The sequence below is a fragment of the Nocardia amikacinitolerans genome (assembly GCF_900215415.1).
Lineage (GTDB): Bacteria > Actinomycetota > Actinomycetes > Mycobacteriales > Mycobacteriaceae > Nocardia > Nocardia amikacinitolerans.
Genome location: NZ_OBEG01000004.1, coordinates 542,804 through 560,766 on the forward strand (window position 1 = coordinate 542,804; position 17,963 = coordinate 560,766).

Genomic DNA, 17,963 nt, shown 5'->3' on the forward strand with positions numbered 1-17,963 from the left:
AGCAACCACAGCAGGCGCCCGAGCGGCAAGCGAATCTTTGGCAATCTATTCATGCGTGAGTGTTAATGTGTTGTTGTTCACAGATACACCTGTCCATCCTCATGGAAGAAGGCATTCTGATGACCACAGCACACGTCGAGCACACCGACCACGGGCAGCACGTCCACGGCGAGGGCTGCGGCCATGTCGCCGTCCCGCACGGCGACCACGTCGACTACGTCCACGACGGCCACCTGCACCGCGCCCACGAAGGCCACTTCGACGAATGCGAGCCCTCCGGCCACACCGAGTGCACCGCACACGACCACAAGCACGGTGAGGGCTGCGGCCACGTCGCCGTCCCACACGGCGACCACGTCGACTACATCCACGACGGCCACCGCCACGCGGCCCACGACGGCCACTACGACGAACACTGAGCCCTCCGCACTTCAGCCGCAACCCCAACGCCTCCGCATACCCGCTCGAAGATCGCTTCGGGCGGGCGAGGTCAGGTGTGGAAGGTGGCTATGGCGGACCAGAGGAGGGGGGAGTGTTCGATGGCGCCGGTTTCGCGCCAAGTGGTGAGGCGGGTGCGGTGCCAGGCGGTGAGGGGGAGGAGGGGGGTGGGGTGGTCGTGGGCGGTGTCGATGGAGTGGATGAGGTCTTGCAGCGGCGTGGCGGTGGTGGCGCTGGCGAGGCGTTGGAAGGCCAGGTCGGTGGGGAGGGGCCAGCGGGTGGCGGTGACGAGTTCGGCGCCGCCGTTGATCATGGCGGCGATGAGGCCGAGTGCTTCGGTGAAGCGGAGATCGCCGCCGCTTTCGCAGGCGATGAGGGCGACGCGGCTCGGAATCGGCCAAAGGTCCGGACCCGCAATGGGTTCGGGAGCAAGCGTGTGCGTGCCGAGCAGGAGGTCCTTGGCCGAGAGCGGGCGGTGCGCGCGCAGCGGTTCGGCGAAGCCGGTGGTGTCGGCGGTGCAGGTCAGGTGTAGTTCGGCGTTCTCGCTCTGACCGGATTCCGGGGCTGCGGCCGTGACGTGACCGACGTAGATCAGCCGCGATGCTCCCGCGCGGAGCGTTTCGGAGAGCCACGTGCGATCCAGGTCGGTGCGGCGGAAGACTTCGACGGGATCGGCAACGGCAGGCCGGAGGCGTTGCCCCGCAATGAGTTCGGCGACTCGTTCGGCGAGCGGTCCGGTGCCGTCCATTCGCCCGAGGACCGAACCGAGGGCGGAGTCGGCGCGAAAACCCGGCACCCGCGGATCGAGGACCGCCACAACGGGCAGCTCACGGTCGGCTGCCCAGGAACGCGCGCGACGATCGGGTGCCTGCACGACACCCGCGGGCGCGAGCAGGCTGACATCGGCGAAATCGACGAGCCGCAAGTCGGGGTCGGGCGCGATGATCTCCCACGGCACCTGCGCCACCCGCGGCGAGGGTTGCAGCCTGATATGCGGACGGATTCCGCGCGTGTACAGATCGTGCAACTGCACCGCAAGGCCGTGAGGCAGCAGAGCGCGCGAAAGGGACTGAGCCAGAGCGTATTCCGCATCGGGCGAGGCGAAAGCACCGGTTGTCAACGCTCGCTCGAGCCCGCCGGGCACATTGGGGTTCGGTAGTGCGTCGGCGAGCGCCCGCACGGCCGCCTCGATCGGATCTCCCGGCAGCATGGCGGCGCCGCGCGGGGCTAGATCGTCGTCCCACCGCCAGGATATGTAGAGGTCACCGGCGTCGGCCATCCGAACGACGACCGTCGGTTGCTCGGACGGTGCGTGTTCGCTCATACCGTCAGCACCCGTTCCTCGCGCACCGCGCGCCCATAACGCCGTTCGGCGGCGGCGATGTAATCGGCCAGCGCGATGTGCCCGTCGGGCGCGACCGCCAAGCGCGGCGGCGGCGCTACTCGCAATCCCGCGGCGGCGGCGACCTTGGCCAACGCCGATCCGAGTTGTAGGGCGGATTCTCCGGCGGAGGCGGGCGTCTCGATCGGTGACAGAGGTTCGAGCGGCAGCTGCGGGAGCGGTTGATGATCGGTCGCGTCGACGTCCAACGTAGTTCCAGCGCACTGCGTTTCGATGAGGTCGGCGACGAGCGGCCCGTCGCCGCAGAGGTAGGCGAATCGGAACGCCAAACGCATGGCCGGGTCGGCGATCTCGCGGTTCCACTGGGCGCGCTGGTTGCCGTTCGGCAGCGTGTACCGCACGGCGTCGATGGCGATCGCCGCGGGCACCGCGACATCGCGGGCCAGCGCCAACAGCTCGGGCGTCGGCGAGTCGATGGTGTCGATCAGCGCCTCCAGCAGCACGGCGTGCCAGAAATCGACCTGCGCGCAGTGCAATCCGAGACCGCGTGAGGCGTACGCGTCGAACGCGGCGGCGAGCAGTTGCTGCCCCTCCTCGACACGAAACCCTTTGAAGGCCACCGTCGCGAGGCGAGTCTGCACGGCGGCGACGTCCAGCGCCGCGCCGGACGCTTCGAAGTAGGAGAGGCTGCGCCGGTACAGCACCTCGGCCTGTTCGACGTCGTCGCGGTGCTCGGCGACGAATCCCATGATCCTGAGCCCGACTCCGGCGCGATACTCGAGTCCCGCCTGTTCGAAGTACTCCTGACTCGCCCGCAGCGGTTCCTCCGCCGCCTCGAACCGGTCGACCCTGGTGTACAGCGTCGCGAGATTCTGCTGGGTTTCGGCCACCGCGTTGCGGTCGCCCGCCGCCTCGAACGCGGCCAGTGCTTGTTCGGCGAAGTCGATGCCGAGTTCCCTGCGTCCGGTCTCGAAGTAGGCGCCCGCCAGGTTCATCAGCGGATGACCGGCCAGGTGTGGCGCGAAACGCTGTGCGACGTCCAGTGTTTCGGTAGCGAGTTCGATGACGCGCACCCATTGGGCGCGGTGGAACGCGACCGCCGTCAGCGAGAGCAGGCACGGCACGCGCAGCGCACCGAACTCGGGATTGTCCGCGAGCAGCGCCCTGGCCTGCTCGAGCGCCGCTTGCGCGTCGTCGAGTTCGCCGAGGTGCTGGAGTGCCTGCGAGTAGTTGACGAGCGTGGACGCGCGCTTCTCGACGGCGTCCTCGGGGATCTCCGCCAGCGCCGAACGGAACCGGACGACAGCGCCCGCGTGGTCACCGAGTTCGTCGCACATGCTCGCCGCGTTCACCAGCGCGCTGACCCGCACGCCGCCGGAGGTGGTGTCGACCGCGTGCTCGAAGATGCGCAGCGCCTCCGCGACCTCGCCGCGCTGATAGGCGGCGGCCCCCTCGTAGAGCAGTTCCAGGCCGGGTGGCGCTTCGTCGACCATCAGAAGTCCGAATCCATCGCTGCGGCGGCGATCTCGGCGAGCAGTAGGTCGTCGTCGCCCGCAGCGGCACGGCCGAGCCGAGCGACCGCGAAATCCCGAATACGTTGCCGCTCTTCCCGTTCAGCAGCGTTCAGCTCGGTCGGACCCACGCCGGGAACGTAAACCCGCACTGCGGCGACTTCGTCCGACCACACCGACGCCACACCCTGCCAGGTATCGCCGAACAGCTCGAGTTCGGTGTCGACAGCGCCACCTGCGGTGTCGAGTAGCGCACGTGGTCGCAAATGCGCGGGCGCGGCGACCAATTGGGGCGCGGCCACCGCTCGCACCCGCACGAGCGTTGCCCCCTCGGCCCTGGTCAACTCCCAGGACACCGCGCGTTCGGAGGCGTCGACCAGCCCGGGCGGGCAACGCCGCCAATCCCATCCGCCGCTGCCGCGTCCCAAGACCAGCTCGCCGTGCCTTGCGCCGGGACCGGCGGCCAGCGCGTAATCCTCCGCCCGGCCGAGTGCGGCGGAGGGCGCGGTCATCGGCTCGAGGTGCGCGTCGACGCCGTCCACCAGCGACTCGCATTCCTCGGTGAGCGTGGCGATCTCGGTGTCGAGCAGGCTCTGATCCAGCGCCGGAATGCCGTCGATGGTGGACGCGGGCCACCAGCGGGCCGCCCAGTGCGCGTAGGCCAGCCGCCTGGCCCGCGTCACAAGAGTGGGTAGCGCGGGGTCGGTCGGGAATTCGCCGGTTCGCTTGTCGGCGACGGCCAGTGCGACGCGTTCGCCGTACACGGCCCACAACCATTCCTGCGCGTCGTCGAGGTCGTGCAGCACGGCGGCCGGAACGTGTTCGTCGGCAGACAGACTCCAGCTGAGATGACCGCCGATCACCTCCAACACCAGGGTGTCCAGTGCGGGCGCGTCATCCAAAACCGTTGGCGCGCCGCTGGGGACGACGGTCCAGAGTCCGTCCGCGTGTTCGCGCACGAGCACCGCGTTCATCAGCTCGCCCTCGATTCCGTCGAACCGAACTCACCCGCGACCGCGCTCGCGCTGAGCGCGTTCTTCACCTTGGTGCGGTGATCGAGGATGACCGACCGGGCCACACCGTCCAGCAGATCCCACAGCTCCTCTGGCTCGCCGACGGGGACCGCGCGAACATCGCGCCCGTGCAACCGAACCCAGAGCCGCCGCAGGTAGGGCCGCCATGGTGTGCGGAGTTCCGCGGCGATCTGCGCGAGCGGACCGCTCGCCTCCTCGGCCTCGTGCACCGCGAGCCGCCGCGCTTGCAGCACATAGGCTTCGCGCCGCCATCGGTTGTTGATCGCCTGGTGCGCAGCGGTTTCGCGCGCGACACCGTACGGCGCGGCTGCTCGCCGAGCCGCCCACGTGGTATCCGCCGCGTCATCGCGACGCGGTCGGGCGCCGTCCGCCGCGCTGAGGCGATCCGCGTCCGCTGCGCCGCTGCGATCCGGCCGCGTGAGGTTCGCCGCGCTGCCGCGTTCTGCCGTTGCGGCCTCTGCCGCGCTGAGGCGATCCGCGTCCGCCGCGCCGCCGCGACCCGGCCGCGCGAGGTTCGCAGCACTGCCGCGTTCTACGGCTGCGCCCTCTGCCGCGCTGACACGGTCCGCCCGTGCGGCGCCCGCCGCGCCGCCGCGATCTGTCTGCCGGACCTCGCCTGCACCTCCGTGATCCGGCCGCAGGACGTCCGCCGCGCCAGAGCGATTCGACCGTCCAACCTCCGCCGTGTCGCCGCGATCCCCAAGTGCGCTGCTGGCGCCATCGCTGCGGTCCGCGTGCGGGATGTGGACGGCGCTGCCACGATTCCCCGGTGCGACGCTGTCGAGTGCCGCCCGCCCGGTGTCCGTCGCACCGGTCCCCGACTGTGCGTTGCCCGCGGTACCACCGCGATCCGTCCGCCCCGCATCGGCCAGGTGACGCACCCGCCCCACACCAACGCTCTCGCCCCGCATCACACCGAACGGCGAAAGACCCACGGCCAGTGCGGCTCCGGTAGCGGCGGCCACCCGCAGCGTCTCGTCCAGCAGCGCCCACGGCGCGCAACTGCGGGCGATCTCGTCGGTGACCAGCTCCGGAATCGGCGGTAGCTCAGCGCGTTCGCTCGATGCCTGCAACACCGTGAAGACCCGTTCGTAGATCGTGCGGTCGAACGGCAGTCCCAGGTCCGCCTTGGACGCCGACGTACCGAGCGCGGGCGGGTGCGGCAGGGGATGTGCGGTGAGCCCGAGTTCGTTCGCGCTGCCGCCGGATGCCCGGTGCCAGAGGTCGATACCGGAATGCGTGCCAGCGTGCGCCGCGACCAGCCGGTCCAGTTCGGGCTGCCCGTCGCCGGTCACCCGACTGTTCGCGCACGCGTCGAGGAGCTTTTCGAACCCCGCGGTGTGATCGCCGCGCACCGCCGAAGGACGTCGTCGCCAGGCGATCTCGATCAATCCGCCCAGCTTCCGCGCCACCTCCGCGTCGGTCAGGTGTTCCTTGAGCGCCTGCGTCGTTCGGCCCGCGGCGAATTCGTGGATATCGCGCAGCGCCGCCTCCGCGGTCTGCTTGTCCCGCACCGGATCCGGGTGTCCCGCTGTCGTCGCGAGCTCGAAGCAGCGCTGGAAATAGAGATCCTGCGGATTTCCCTCGGTGATGCGCAACGCCCGACGAACCTGTTTGAGCAGCGTGAACCAGGCCGCGGTGGCGCGCAGTACGTCTGCGGCGGCGTAGATCCGGGTGGCGAGCAGCGTCGCGCCGTCCGCGGTGAGGATCGCGCCCGCACAACTCGGGTGCTGCACGGGCCGGATGACCAGCGGGTCGAGCACGAGTTTGACGGTCCGGCGCAGCGGTCCGCCCTGTGGGCCGCTGAGTGCTTCGACACCGTCGAGCTTGCGCCACACCTCGTCGAGCACCATGGCGCGCGGTCGTCGCATTCGACCAGGTTAACGGACCTTTGGCCGGTTCGGGCCGCCGAAACCTGGGATCGGTAGGCGGCGCGCGATTCCTACCTTTCTCACAACGGCCCACCAGGGGCCGGACCAACCGAGACAGACAGGAACAGATCACCATGAACGCCAAGCACTTCCGCATCGGCACCGCCGCCCTCGCCGCCGTCGCGCTCACCGGCTTCCTCACCGCCTGCGGCGACGACTCCCCGAAGAGCTCCCCCGCGACCTCGCAGCAGACCACCGCCGCCGCGCCCGCGGGCCCGGCCTCCGGCAAGTCCGCGGCGCTGGTCGACGGCAAGGCGCTGAACGGCACGTTCGACACCACCTGCGCCAAGCAGGGCGACACCCTGGCCCTCGCGCTGACCGACAACAACAACGCCACCTACGGCCAGCTGTCGGTCAGCGCCACCATCACCGGCGACACCGTGCAGGCCGTCGGCATCGCGGGCAGCCAGGGCGGCTCCTCGGGCCTGCCCTACGCGGTCGGCTACGGCAACGGCCAGCCGGGCGGCTCGGCGAAGCTCGTGAAGGACGGCAACACCTACAAGGTCACCGGCGAGGGCGTCGGCGCGCCCGACCTGAGCAACCCGCTGGCGGGCCCCTCGACCTCGACCTTCGACATCACCTTCGCCTGCTCGACCATCGTCGGCGCCTGACGGTCCGACTGCTCGGCTCCCCGTCGTCCCGCGAGCCCGGCGCCACCGAGGGGTGCGCCAGGACGGGACGACGGGGTGGCCCGGAACTCGGAACGTCCGACCGACAAAACCCAAGGAGCACAACATGGCAACCAAACTGCGCGCCGCCGCGATCGTCTTCGGCCTGGCCGCGATCGGCCTCTATCTCTGGAACGGCCTCACCTACGAACCGAGCAGCCCGTGGGAGCCCGGCTTCACCGCCTGGCTCAACGGCTTCATGGCCCTGCCGATCGTCGCCTTCACCATGGTGGTGCTGGTCTTCGCCTTCACCGGCGAGGGCATCATGTCCGCCTTCACCGGACTGAACACCACGGAATTCCGCGGCGGCCTGCTCGGCATCGGCACCGTGAAGTCGTTCCGGCAGACCGGGCTGACCGTCAACGACCAGCCGCAGATCCGCATCGAATTCAGCGTCGAGGGCGTGGACGGCAAGGTCTTCGACTCCGCCGCGAAGATGATCGTGCCGCTCACCGAACTGGCGTTGCTGCGTCCCGGCGTGGTGCTTCCCGTGCGCTACCTGCCGGATCGCACCGACAAGGTGGAGGTCGACCTCTCCGGCGACAGCGTCGAGGCGCAGCGGGTGATGAACGAGTCCATGATCCGCAAGGGCTTCACCACCAAGGCCAAGCTGGACATCGCCGCGCGCGGCATCGCGGCGCAGGCTGTGGTGCAGTCGCTGTCGGTGCCCGGGGAGATCCGCGACGGCTACTCCAAGGTGGTCATCGGGCTTGCCGTCACGCGGCCCGACGGCAGCACCTTCCGCACCGGCGCCGAGAAGTTCCTGCCGCCCGCGAGCGTGGGTAACGTGCAGGTGGGCAGGATCGTGCAGGTGCACTACCTGCCGGAGAACGAGCAGGAGGTGGTCATCGCGATTCCGGTGAACGCCTGAGACTTGGTCGGCTGTTCACCTGGGTGTTTCCTGGGAATAGCCTGCGGCGTTTAGCGTGCGGCCGACAGCCCAAAGCAGGAGTGATCGTGACCTTGAAACCACTCGCCCTCTTCGTGCAGCACGACGGCCGCTCCGCGCGCGCCGCCGTGACCTGCGAATACAAATGCGCCAACGCGTGCTTCCACGAGACGCCCAACACCTCGGGCGGCGAGTACTTCGGCGACATCGTCAGCTCCCTGAACCGGCGTGGACTGATCAAGGGCGGCGCGGCCGCGGTTCTCGCGGTCGGCGCCGCCTCCGCGCTCGCGGCCTGCGGCGACGACGAGGCCACCGGCTCCACCGGAAGCACCCCGGCGGGCCCGCCCGGAACCGGAACCAACTTCACCGCGGTCGCGCCCAACAAAGAAGACGCCGTCGTCATCCCGGAGGGCTACGAGCAGTCGGTCGTGATCCGGTGGGGCGACCCGCTTTTCGCCGACGCTCCGGCCTTCGACTTCGACCGGCAGTCCGCCGCCGCGCAAGCCAAGCAGTTCGGCTACAACAACGACTTCGCCGCCTTGCTGCCCATCGAGGGCCAGGCCAACAGTTACCTGCTCGTGGTCAACCACGAGTACACCACCGCGCCACAGATGTTCCGCGGCTACGACAAAGCGAACCCGACGCCCGAGCAGCTCGCCATCACCATGGCGGCGCACGGCCTGACCGTCGTCGAGGTCAAGGGCGAGCCAGGCACCGGCAAGCTGACGCCCGTCTTCGGCAAGTACAACCGCCGCATCACCGCCACCACCGAGTTCACCCTCACCGGTCCCGCGGCGGGCAGCGACTTCGTGAAGACCTCCGCCGATCCGACGGGCACCAAGGTGCTCGGCACCTTCGCCAACTGCGCGGGCGGCGTAACCCCGTGGGGCACCGTGCTTTCCGGCGAGGAGAACTTCCACGGCTACTTCGCCAACGGCGACAAGCCCGTCGGCGGTGACACGGCCGTGGCGCGGGCCAAGCGCTACGGCTTCACCGCGGGCGCGACGGCCAACCTCTGGGAGCGCGCGGACAAGCGCTTCGATCTGGCGCAGGAACCCAACGAGGCCAACCGATTCGGCTATGTCATCGAGGTCGACCCGTGGGACCCGAACTCCACGCCGGTCAAGCACTCGGCCATGGGCAGGCTCAAGCACGAGGGCGCGAACATCTACGTCACCAAGGGCGGCGACGTCGTCTCCTACACCGGCGACGACGAGAAGTTCGACTACATGTACAAATTCGTGTCGTCCCGCAAGGTGCAGTCCGGTACCGGCGCGGCGAGCAGGCGGCACAACATGACCATCCTCGACGCGGGCACGCTGTACGTCGCCAAGCTCACCGGCGACCACGCGGACAAGATCGACGGCACCGGAGCCAAGCCGTCGGACAAGGGCTTCACCGGTAAGGGACAGTGGATTCCGCTGTTGGAGACGAACGCCGAGGGCAAGGGCAAGTCGCTGGTCGACGGCATGACCGCGGAAGAGGTCGCGGTGTTCACCCGGCTCGCGGCCGACAAGGTCGGCGCGACGAAGATGGACCGCCCGGAGGACTTCGAGGCCAATCCCTACACCGGCAAGGTGTACGTGGCGCTGACCAACAACGACAACCGCGGCAAGGAGGGAAAGGCGGGCGCCGACGAGGCGAACCCACGCAACCTCAACAAGAACGGCCAGGTCCTGGAGATCGACGACGACCACACCGGCACCGAGTTCACCTGGTCGCTGCTGCTGGTCTGCGGTGATCCGAACGCGGCGGACACCTACTACGCCGGGTTCGACAAGACCAAGGTGAGCCCGATCTCCTGCCCGGACAACCTGGCCTTCGACCCGTACGGCAACCTGTGGATCTCCACCGACGGCAACGCGCTGAAGTCCAACGACGGCCTCTTCTCGGTGGTGCTGGACGGCGCGAATCGCGGTGAGACCAAACAGTTCTTGACCGTGCCGCGCGGTGCGGAGACCTGCGGTCCGATCGTCACCGAGTCGCGGGTGATCGTGTGCGTGCAGCACCCGGGTGAGACCGACGACGCCACTCCCGACAACCCGTTCTCGCACTGGCCCGACGGTGGTTCCGCGCAGCCGAGGCCGTCCGTGGCGGTGGTGTGGAAGAAGGACGGTGGGCGGATCGGCGTGTAGCTGAAGATCGTTCGCCCCCAGCCGGTTCGCCCGGCTGGGGGCGCTCGCTCAACTAACCCATATTGGCGAATGTGGCGAAATCGCCTTGGGCGCCGCTGTATACGTTGAGATCGGTGCGGCCCGCGATGCCGGGGATGCTGCCGCTGTCGGTGGTCTGCCAGAACGTCCAGGTCGGCCAGCCGCCGGGCACCTCCGGTTGGGCGTTGCCGCGGTAGTCGGCGATCCACAGCGGATAGCGGGTGAACTCGCTGGTGTTCGCCATCGCCGTCTTCCAGAAGTTCGGGTACGTGTAGATGATCGGCACCCGGCCGGTCAGCGCTTGCACCGTGTTCAGGTAGCGGTGCGTCCAGTTGATCAGCGCGGCAGGGTCGAGACCGCCGGAGTGCTCCAGATCGAGCACGGGCGGCAGGTCCAGCGGACCGTTCTGGCCGAGCACCGTCGCGGCGTAGAGCGCCGCCTGTGGTTCGGGCGGCAGCTGCGGGCGCGCGTAGTGGTACGTGCCGCGCGCGATGCCCGCCGCGCGCATCAACAGGCTGTCCGGCACGAAGTAGGGATTGATGTAGCTCAGGCCCTCGGTGGCCTTGACCATGGCGAAGTCGTGGCCGGACCGTTTGACCGCGAACCAGTCGATCAACCGGCCGTCGATGTGCTGCCAGGACGAGACGTCCGGCCCGACCGGCGCCGCCGAGCTCTGACCGGTCGCCGAAAGGATGCTGCCCACCACGATCGCGGACAACGCAACACTGCGAGTCGCTCTCCAACGAGTGCTATCCATGCCCTTCGACCTTAGGCCCCCGCCCCGCCTTCACTCCCCCGCCGCGCCGAGCACCAAGCGCGCCGCGGGTGTCGTCAGCCGAGCCAGTCGAGGACCGAGGCGGCGGTCCAGGACTGCTGCATGCTGCCGAGGGGTTCGCCGGTGAAGGGTTCGTAGTACTCGGCGAAGCTGCCGTCGCTGGCTTGTCGCAAGCCCTCGGCGCGCAGCATGAAGGCGCGTTCGGCCCAGCCGCGGCGGGCGAAGACCCAGGAGAACAGCCAGCTCATCACCGGCCACACCGGTCCGCGCCAGTATTCGCGCTGGCGGAAGTCCCTGGAGACGGGGGAGGTCGAGGGCGGTAGCGCGTAGCGCAGGTCCGGGTGGCCGCAGTAGCGCGGGCCCTCGAACAGGCGAAGCAGGCTGCGTTCGGTGTCGCGGGGCAGGCCGCCGCACAGCAGCGGGGCGAAGACGGCGAGGGTCTCGGTATCGATCCAGCGCTGGAGACGCACGTCGTAGTCGCGGGCCGCGCCGGTCCGCGCGTCGGTGGTAGCGACGACGCCCGCGCGGAAGCGCTCGGCCCACGCGTAGAGGTCGCGCACGTCGGCGTGCGGCTGCTTGTACTCCTCGCCGATGTTGGCGAGCACCTCGCAGGCCAGGGCGAAGACCGCGGTGACGAACACGTCCTGCACGGCGAAGCTCATGGTGGAGGCGAGTTGGTAGTCGTCGTATCCGGCCCGCCGCATCTGCTCGACCAGCCAGAGGTACCTGTCGTACTCGCGGTCGGTGGGGCGCTGCGTCGGATCATCGATGACCAGCACGTCCTCGCGGCGGTACGGAGGCAGATCGCCGGGGATCACGTGCTCGTAGGCGCGGTCCCAGCGTGGCGAGTTGTCCATGCCGGATTCCCAGCCGTGGTAGAGCGTGATCCGGCCGTTCTCCTTCGGATCTCGCGCGTGCGCGAGCCAGCGATGCCAGCGCACCAGGTCCGGCCAGCGGCGATTCAGGAACTCCTCGGCGACGGCCCTGGTGCTGCGCCCATGACGGCGGGAGTGATCGAGAATGCGCTGCACGGCGATGGCGTGCACCGGCGGCTGGGTGATGCCCGAGGTGTCCGGACCGTCGGGCGCGTTGGCGGCCAGCTTGCGGCACTCCCAGCGGGCCGGGCCGGGGAAGTAGCCGTCCACGCCGTTGGCGAACACGATGTGCGGGATCATCCCGTTCTTCCACTGCGCCGAGAGCAGCGTGTCCAGCTCGACGACGGCGCGCTCCACGCTGAGCGGTGCGAGACCGACGGCCACGAACGCCGCGTCCCAGCTCCACATGTGCGGATACAGCCGAGGCGCTGCGCTGGTCATGGTGCCCAGGTCGTTGCCCCGCAGCAGGTAGGCGGCGCGCGCCGCGAGCTGAGTTGGGGTGAAACCCGGATGTGCCATCCCCCTATTCTGCGATCCGACGCGCAAATATGCCCGATCAGCGGCGGTGGGTTGCGTCGCAGCGCGGCGCACCAGGTGTTCGGCGGATCTCACTCTCGCATGCCCCGTCCGTGGAGATTGGTTACCGACGTATGCGTGCATCGCTACGAATCGGCGCAGTGCTACGGATTCGAGGTCGCTTCCGGCGTGCCGACTACGGTGGGGCGCATGAACACCGCCGTCACCAGCACACCGAAGCCGACCGCGTTGATCACCGGAGCCAGCCGCGGGCTCGGCGCGGCCATCGCCCGCGAACTCGCGCCCGGCCACGAGCTGCTGCTCGGCGCGCGCTCGCAAGACGCGCTGCGCGACATCCGCGCCGAGCTGCCGGAGGCGACGCCGTGGCCGGTGGAGCTCACCGATTACGCGGAAGTCGCCGCGGCGATCGGCGCGGTCGAGCGGCTTGACGTGCTCGTGCACAATGCCGGGATCGCCGATCTCGGCACCATCGCGGAGTCGTCGGTGGACCAGTGGCGAAACACGTTGGAGGCCAACCTCATCGCCGTCGCCGAACTGACCAGGCTGCTGCTGCCCGCGTTGCGCGCGTCGAACGGCCATGTGGTGCTGATCAATTCGGGCGCCGGGCTGCGGGCCAACGCGGGCTGGGCCGCCTACGCGGCGAGCAAGTTCGGGTTGCGCGCCTTCGCCGACGCGCTGCGGCTCGAGGAACCCGCGCTGCGCGTGACCTCGATCTTCCCCGGCCGCATCGATACCGACATGCAGCGGGAGATCACCGCCAACGAGGGTCGCGAGTACCGGCCGGAGGAGTTCCTGACCCCCGAGACGGTCGCGGCGGCGGTGCGGCACGCCATCGAGACGCCGCGCGACGCGCACCCGACGGAGATCGTGCTGCGGCCCATCGCCCGCTGAGGCTCGTGGAACGTCCTGTCTGCACCAAAGGTAGATGGCGGCAGTCCGCTCCGGAGCGATGGTATGCCCAAGTGCTCCTTAAGTTTTCGGCAAGTGCCGTCCGACAAGGTTGCGGCCATGAAGAACTTGGCATCGTGGTCCGCCGCCCGGCTGGCTCGATTGGGCATCATCGCTGCGACGTTCGGTGTGGCCCTGACCTTCTCGCAGGCCACCGCCTCGGCGGACAGCACGCGTTACGCGGCGATCGCCCTCTCGGCGTCGACGGGCGAGACCGGAGCCGCGTGGAACTATCCGTCCGCCGTGGAGGCCGTCGACGCCGCCGTCGGCGCCTGCAACAGCAGGGTTCCCGTGGTGCACCACCCGCCGACGGGCTCCTCCGGCCCCTACACCACCGGAGGTGACTGCGCATGGCAGATCTGGACGCCGAGCGGATATTGCGTCGCGCTCGTGCAATCGACCAACTATGACGCCAAGACCGAGAGTTGGGGCTCGGTCGAGTACACCACCGGCAGCGGGCGCACCCGCGAGGAAGCCACCTACAACGCCATCCAGATCGGCACGGGGTACCGAACCCAGATCCTGGAGTCGGTCTGTCAGGACTGAGCGAAAAGGCGCCCACCACAATGGTGGGCGCCTTTCTCGTTGTCAGGCGACGATGTTGACCAAACGGCCCGGCACCACGATCAGCTTGCGTGGTGCGGCGCCGTTCAGGAGAGCGGCGATCTTCTCGTCGGCCAGCGCGGCTGCCTCGATGGCGGCGTTGTCGGCGTCGGCGGGGACCTGAATCCGGCTGCGCACCTTGCCGTTCACCTGGATCGGGTACTCCACCGTGTCCTCGACGAGCAGCGCGGGATCCGCGACCGGGAACGGTCCGTGCGCCAGGGAAACGCTGTGGCCCAACCGTTCCCACAGCTCCTCGGCGATGTGCGGGGAGAGCGGGGCCAGCATCAGCACCAGCGGTTCCACCACCGAGCGCGGTGCGCCGTTCGGGTAGTTCTTGGTCAGGTGGTTGGTCAGCTCGATGAGCTTCGCGCCCGCCGTGTTGTCACGCAGCGCGGCGAAATCCTCGTCGACGCCCGCGATCGTCTTGTGCGTCAGGCGCAGCGTCTCCTCCGACGGCGCGTCCTCGGTGACGCGCAGCGCGCCCGTCTCCTCGTCGACCACCAGACGCCAGACCCGCTGCAGGAAGCGGTGCGCGCCGACGACGTCCTTGGTCGCCCACGGCCGCGAGGTGTCCAGCGGCCCCATCGACATCTCGTAGAAGCGGAAGGTGTCTGCGCCGTACAGATCGCACATCTCGTCCGGAGAGATGGCGTTCTTCAACGACTTTCCGATCTTGCCGTACTCCTGGAACACCTCGATCTCGACGCCGGTCGCGTCCGTCCAGAAGAACTTGCCCGCCCGCTCGACGATCTCGGCCGCGGGCACGTACGCGCCGCGCTCGTCGGTGTAGGCGTGCGCCTGGATGTAGCCCTGGTTGAACAGCCGCCGGTACGGCTCGCTGCTGCTCACGTCGCCCAGGTCGAAGAGCACCTTCTGCCAGAAGCGCGCGTACAGCAGGTGCAGCACGGCGTGCTCCACGCCGCCGACGTACAGATCGACGCCGCCCGGATCGTTCGGCCCGTGTTCCGCGGTGCGCGGACCCAGCCAGTACTGCTCGTTCTCCTTGGCGCAGAACGCATCCGGGTTGGTCGGGTCGGCGTAGCGCAGCTGGTACCAGGAGCTGCCCGCCCAGTTCGGCATGACGTTGGTGTCGCGCCGGTACTTCTTCGGCCCGTCGCCAAGATCCAGCTCGACGTGCACCCAGTCGGTGGCCTTGGCCAGCGGCGGGGAGGGCTCGGAGTTCGCGTCGTCCGGGTCGAAGGTCACCGGTGCGAAGTCGTCCAGCTCGGGAAGCCGCACGGGCAGCATGGATTCCGGCAGCGCGTGCGGTGCGCCATGCTCGTCGTAGACGATCGGGAACGGCTCGCCCCAGTAGCGCTGGCGGGCGAACAGCCAGTCGCGCAGCTTGTACTGGATGGTTCCGGTGCCGTGCCCGTCGGCCTCCAGCCTGCCGATGACGGTCGCCTTGGCCTCCTCGACCGAAAGACCGTTCAGGTAGTCGGAATTCACCAGTTCGCCCTCGCCCGAATGGGCGCCGTTGGCGACGTCGCCGCCGGAGATGACCTCCACGATCGGCAGTCCGAACGCGGTGGCGAATTCGTGGTCGCGGTGATCGTGGCCGGGCACCGCCATGATCGCGCCGGTGCCGTAGCCGATCAGCACGTAGTCGGCGATGAAGATCGGAATCCGTTGTCCGTTCACCGGATTCGTGGCGTACGCGCCGAGGAAGACGCCGGTCTTCTCCTTGTTCTCCTGGCGCTCCAGATCCGACTTGGCCGCGATGGCCTTGCGGTAGGCGGCGACGGCGTCGGTGGGCGAGGCCGAACCCTCGTAGGTCCAGCGGGGGTCGGTGCCCTCCGGCCACTGCGCCGCGGCCAGCCGGTCGACCAGCTCGTGTTCGGGGGCCAGCACCATGTAGGTCGCGCCGAACAGGGTGTCGGGACGGGTGGTGAACACCTCGATCTGGCCCGCGCCCGAATCGAACTTCACCTGCGCGCCGCGCGAACGCCCGATCCAGTTGCGCTGCATGGCCTTCACGTTCTCCGGCCAGTCCAGCAGATCCAGGTCGTCGACCAGGCGGTCCGAGTAGGCGGTGATGCGCATCATCCACTGCCACAGGCGCTTACGGAAGACCGGGAAGTTGCCGCGCTCGCTGCGGCCCTCCGCGGTGACCTCCTCGTTGGACAGCACGGTGCCAAGACCGGGGCACCAGTTGACCATCGAATCGGTCTGGTACACCAGGCGATACGAGTCGATCACCGCCGCGCGCTCGGCGGCCGACATGGTGTTCCAGTCCTTGCCGTCGGGCGCGGGACGCGCGCCGGAGGCGAACTGCTCTTCCAGGTCGGCGATCGGACGGGCGCGACCGGTCTCCAGGTCGTACCAGGCGTTGTAGATGCGCAGGAAGATCCACTGCGTCCAGCGGTAGTACTCCGGGTCGGTGGTCGCGAACGAGCGACGCCGGTCGTGGCCGAGACCCAGCCGGTCCAGCTGGCGCTGCATGGTGGCGATGTTGGACTCGGTGGTGTCGCGCGGGTGCGCGCCGGTCTGCACCGCGTACTGCTCGGCGGGCAGGCCGAAGGCGTCGTAGCCCAGCGCGTGCAGCACGTTGCGCCCGTGCATGCGGTGGTAGCGGGCGAACACGTCGGTCGCGATGTAGCCCAGCGGGTGGCCGACGTGCAGGCCCGCGCCCGACGGGTACGGGAACATGTCCTGGACGAACAGCTTGTCCGCGGGAGTGTCCCCGGCGAGCGGGCCGGTCGGGTTCGGCGCGTGGAAGGTGCCACGCTCCACCCAGTTCTGCTGCCACCGGCGCTCGATGCGGCCCGCGAGGTCAGCGTTGTACCGGTGCTGGGGTACATCGCTCTCGGTTGCACGACTGTCCTGCACGGTCCTGCCTTCTTGTTCTCGCCGATCCTGGACAAACTTCGTATTACAGGGTAGAACGTCCGGTCCGAGGGACCGAAAATCGGGCCGCGCGCGTCCGTGCGCTAGCCTGCATAGGTGTTCGTAGTCGCTCTCGTCCTTTTCGTGTTGGCCGCCGTAGCCATCGCGACCGGCGTGCTCGGACTGATCGGCAAACTCCCGCCCAACCGCTTCGTCGGTGTGCACACCGAAGCCGCCCTCACCTCCGAAGAGACCTTCCGCATCGCGAACCGCGTCGCCGCTCCGACCTCGGTCGCCGCCGGTGCGCTGCTGTTCGCCGGTGGTCTGGTCGCCTTCGCCGCGGGCGGTGTCGTTGCTCTCGTCGTGGGCGGCGCCGCCGCCGTCATCGCCCTGTTCACCCTGGGTGCGGGCGCGAACGCCGCTGGCGAGGCGATCGCCGCGCTCGTGCCGGCGAAAGAGATCGGCGGCTGCGGCCAGTCCTGCGGCGCGTGCTCCCTGCGCGACGCCTGCCAGCCCGCGAACTGATCCACTTCCCGAGCCCCTCCCCGCGCGTACCCTGAGTTCATCAGTGGGCGATTCGCCTTCGGAGGGGCTCATGATTTTCGTCATGGCGTTGGTCGTCGCCATGTTCGCCGCCGCCATCCTCGACGTCTACGGCGTCGTAGTGTCCGTTCCCGTCTTCGCGTCGGCGGTGGGTGTCGTCTGGTACGGCATCACACATAGACAAAGCGGCGGGGCGGTGCCCCCGCGGCGTGCGGCGTGGGGGACCTCCCTCGGTGCTGGCGGGGGCGCCGGTGGTGCGGGAGGGTCCGAGGGTGGCGAAGGGGCCGACAGCGGCGGAGGCTGTGGCGGGGGCGGCGGTTGTGGCGGCGGCGGTTGTGGGGGCGGCGGGGGCTGTGGCGGCGGTGGTGGTTGAGCGTGGGGCTGCCCGACGGGATTCGGGTGGCCGCGGATAGTGCGGTGCTGCGGCGGCACCTCGGCATCGCCCCTGGAAAACGGCGGGTTCTTGTCGGTGGTCGTCGGTAGGCTTGGGGAAAGCTCGCCGCTCGGCGGCTCTATCCGGGGGAGGTTCGGATGTACTTCGGGTTCGCGTTGGTGGCCTTCGTCGCGGGGTTGGCCGTGGGCGCGCCATTCGGATACGGCGTGAGCGCGGTGTTCTTCGCGTTGACCGCCGTGCTGCTCGTCGTTGGGCTCGTCCGGCTCGGCCGCGCACCCTTACCCACCTCGCCGCGACACCGCGGCAAGGGCAGGGGAGCCGCCGGTTGGGGCGCGGCCGCGAGCGCGGGCGGCTTCACCTTCTTCGGCGATGGCGGCGGCAGTGACGGCCGGAACGGCGGCTGCGGTGGCGGCGGCAGCAGCTGTAGCGGTGGCGGAGGGGGCGGCTGCGGCGGCGGAGGTTGCGGCGGCGGCTGACATCCCGCCCACGCGGG

Annotated in this window: 14 protein-coding genes and 2 pseudogenes; 8 read left to right on the forward strand and 8 right to left on the reverse strand. The window is 69.3% G+C overall.

From position 1 onward, the window contains the following. Positions 1-119: 119 nt before the first annotated feature. Positions 120-419, forward strand: coding sequence for a hypothetical protein (locus CRP45_RS33940; protein ID WP_097246706.1), 300 nt, complete (start codon positions 120-122; stop codon positions 417-419). Between the two features lie 71 nt (positions 420-490). Here CRP45_RS33940 and CRP45_RS20820 read toward each other — a convergent pair whose 3' ends face one another. From CRP45_RS20820 to CRP45_RS20840, 5 genes and pseudogenes are all read right to left on the reverse strand, one after another. Continuing rightward, a complete protein-coding gene (locus CRP45_RS20820; protein WP_097246444.1) occupies positions 491-1,762 on the reverse strand; it encodes a CHAT domain-containing protein in 1,272 nt (423 codons plus the stop codon). Next, positions 1,759-3,273, reverse strand: a complete 1,515-nt coding sequence (locus CRP45_RS20825; protein WP_097246445.1) for a tetratricopeptide repeat protein — start codon at positions 3,271-3,273, stop codon at positions 1,759-1,761. Before CRP45_RS20825 ends, CRP45_RS20820 begins: the two co-directional genes overlap by 4 nt. Beyond that, a complete protein-coding gene (locus CRP45_RS20830) occupies positions 3,273-4,265 on the reverse strand; it encodes a hypothetical protein (RefSeq protein ID WP_097246446.1) in 993 nt (330 codons plus the stop codon). Before CRP45_RS20830 ends, CRP45_RS20825 begins: the two co-directional genes overlap by 1 nt. Further along, a pseudogene (locus CRP45_RS20835) lies at positions 4,265-4,633 on the reverse strand (hypothetical protein); the annotation flags it as partial. The gene CRP45_RS20830 and the pseudogene CRP45_RS20835, both read right to left, overlap by 1 nt. Positions 4,634-5,239: 606 nt before the next feature. Continuing rightward, positions 5,240-6,178, reverse strand: a pseudogene (locus tag CRP45_RS20840) (hypothetical protein); the annotation flags it as partial. A gap of 152 nt (positions 6,179-6,330) precedes the next feature. On the opposite strand from CRP45_RS20840, the gene CRP45_RS20845 reads away from it, so the two are divergent. From CRP45_RS20845 to CRP45_RS20855, 3 genes are all read left to right on the forward strand, one after another. Continuing rightward, the gene (locus CRP45_RS20845) at positions 6,331-6,867 is read left to right on the forward strand and encodes a lipoprotein LpqH (RefSeq protein ID WP_097246447.1); all 537 of its coding nucleotides are present in this window, start codon (positions 6,331-6,333) and stop codon (positions 6,865-6,867) included. Positions 6,868-6,991: 124 nt separating this feature from the next. Then, positions 6,992-7,795: a hypothetical protein gene (locus CRP45_RS20850; RefSeq protein ID WP_067786875.1), complete on the forward strand. Its 804-nt coding sequence runs from the start codon at positions 6,992-6,994 to the stop codon at positions 7,793-7,795. A gap of 86 nt (positions 7,796-7,881) precedes the next feature. Continuing rightward, complete coding sequence (locus CRP45_RS20855) at positions 7,882-9,948, forward strand: PhoX family protein (RefSeq protein ID WP_097246707.1); 2,067 nt, start codon at positions 7,882-7,884, stop codon at positions 9,946-9,948. 52 nt (positions 9,949-10,000) lie between these two features. Here CRP45_RS20855 and CRP45_RS20860 read toward each other — a convergent pair whose 3' ends face one another. Both CRP45_RS20860 and ggh read right to left on the reverse strand, forming a co-directional pair. Continuing rightward, the gene (locus tag CRP45_RS20860; RefSeq protein ID WP_097246448.1) at positions 10,001-10,723 is read right to left on the reverse strand and encodes a glycoside hydrolase family 25 protein; all 723 of its coding nucleotides are present in this window, start codon (positions 10,721-10,723) and stop codon (positions 10,001-10,003) included. Between the two features lie 74 nt (positions 10,724-10,797). Further along, complete coding sequence (ggh, locus tag CRP45_RS20865; protein ID WP_097246449.1) at positions 10,798-12,135, reverse strand: glucosylglycerate hydrolase; 1,338 nt, start codon at positions 12,133-12,135, stop codon at positions 10,798-10,800. A 207-nt stretch (positions 12,136-12,342) separates the two neighbouring features. On the opposite strand from ggh, the gene CRP45_RS20870 reads away from it, so the two are divergent. Then, entirely contained in the window at positions 12,343-13,044 is a 702-nt protein-coding gene (locus CRP45_RS20870; protein WP_097246708.1) for an SDR family oxidoreductase, read from the forward strand. A gap of 117 nt (positions 13,045-13,161) precedes the next feature. Beyond that, positions 13,162-13,647 carry a DUF4189 domain-containing protein gene (locus CRP45_RS20875; RefSeq protein ID WP_179830944.1) on the forward strand — a complete coding sequence of 162 codons (486 nt, stop codon included), beginning with the start codon at positions 13,162-13,164 and terminating at the stop codon, positions 13,645-13,647. 42 nt (positions 13,648-13,689) lie between these two features. Here the strand turns inward: CRP45_RS20875 and leuS are convergent, their stop codons facing one another. Continuing rightward, a complete protein-coding gene (leuS, locus tag CRP45_RS20880) occupies positions 13,690-16,536 on the reverse strand; it encodes a leucine--tRNA ligase (protein ID WP_097246451.1) in 2,847 nt (948 codons plus the stop codon). Positions 16,537-16,650: 114 nt separating this feature from the next. Here leuS and CRP45_RS20885 point away from each other — a divergent pair, with 114 nt between their 5' ends. Together CRP45_RS20885 and CRP45_RS20895 are read left to right on the forward strand one after the other, a co-directional pair. After that, positions 16,651-17,058, forward strand: coding sequence for an SdpI family protein (locus tag CRP45_RS20885; RefSeq protein ID WP_097246452.1), 408 nt, complete (start codon positions 16,651-16,653; stop codon positions 17,056-17,058). 549 nt (positions 17,059-17,607) lie between these two features. Then, positions 17,608-17,946, forward strand: coding sequence for a hypothetical protein (locus CRP45_RS20895; protein ID WP_097246453.1), 339 nt, complete (start codon positions 17,608-17,610; stop codon positions 17,944-17,946). The last annotated feature ends 17 nt before the right edge of the window (positions 17,947-17,963 follow it).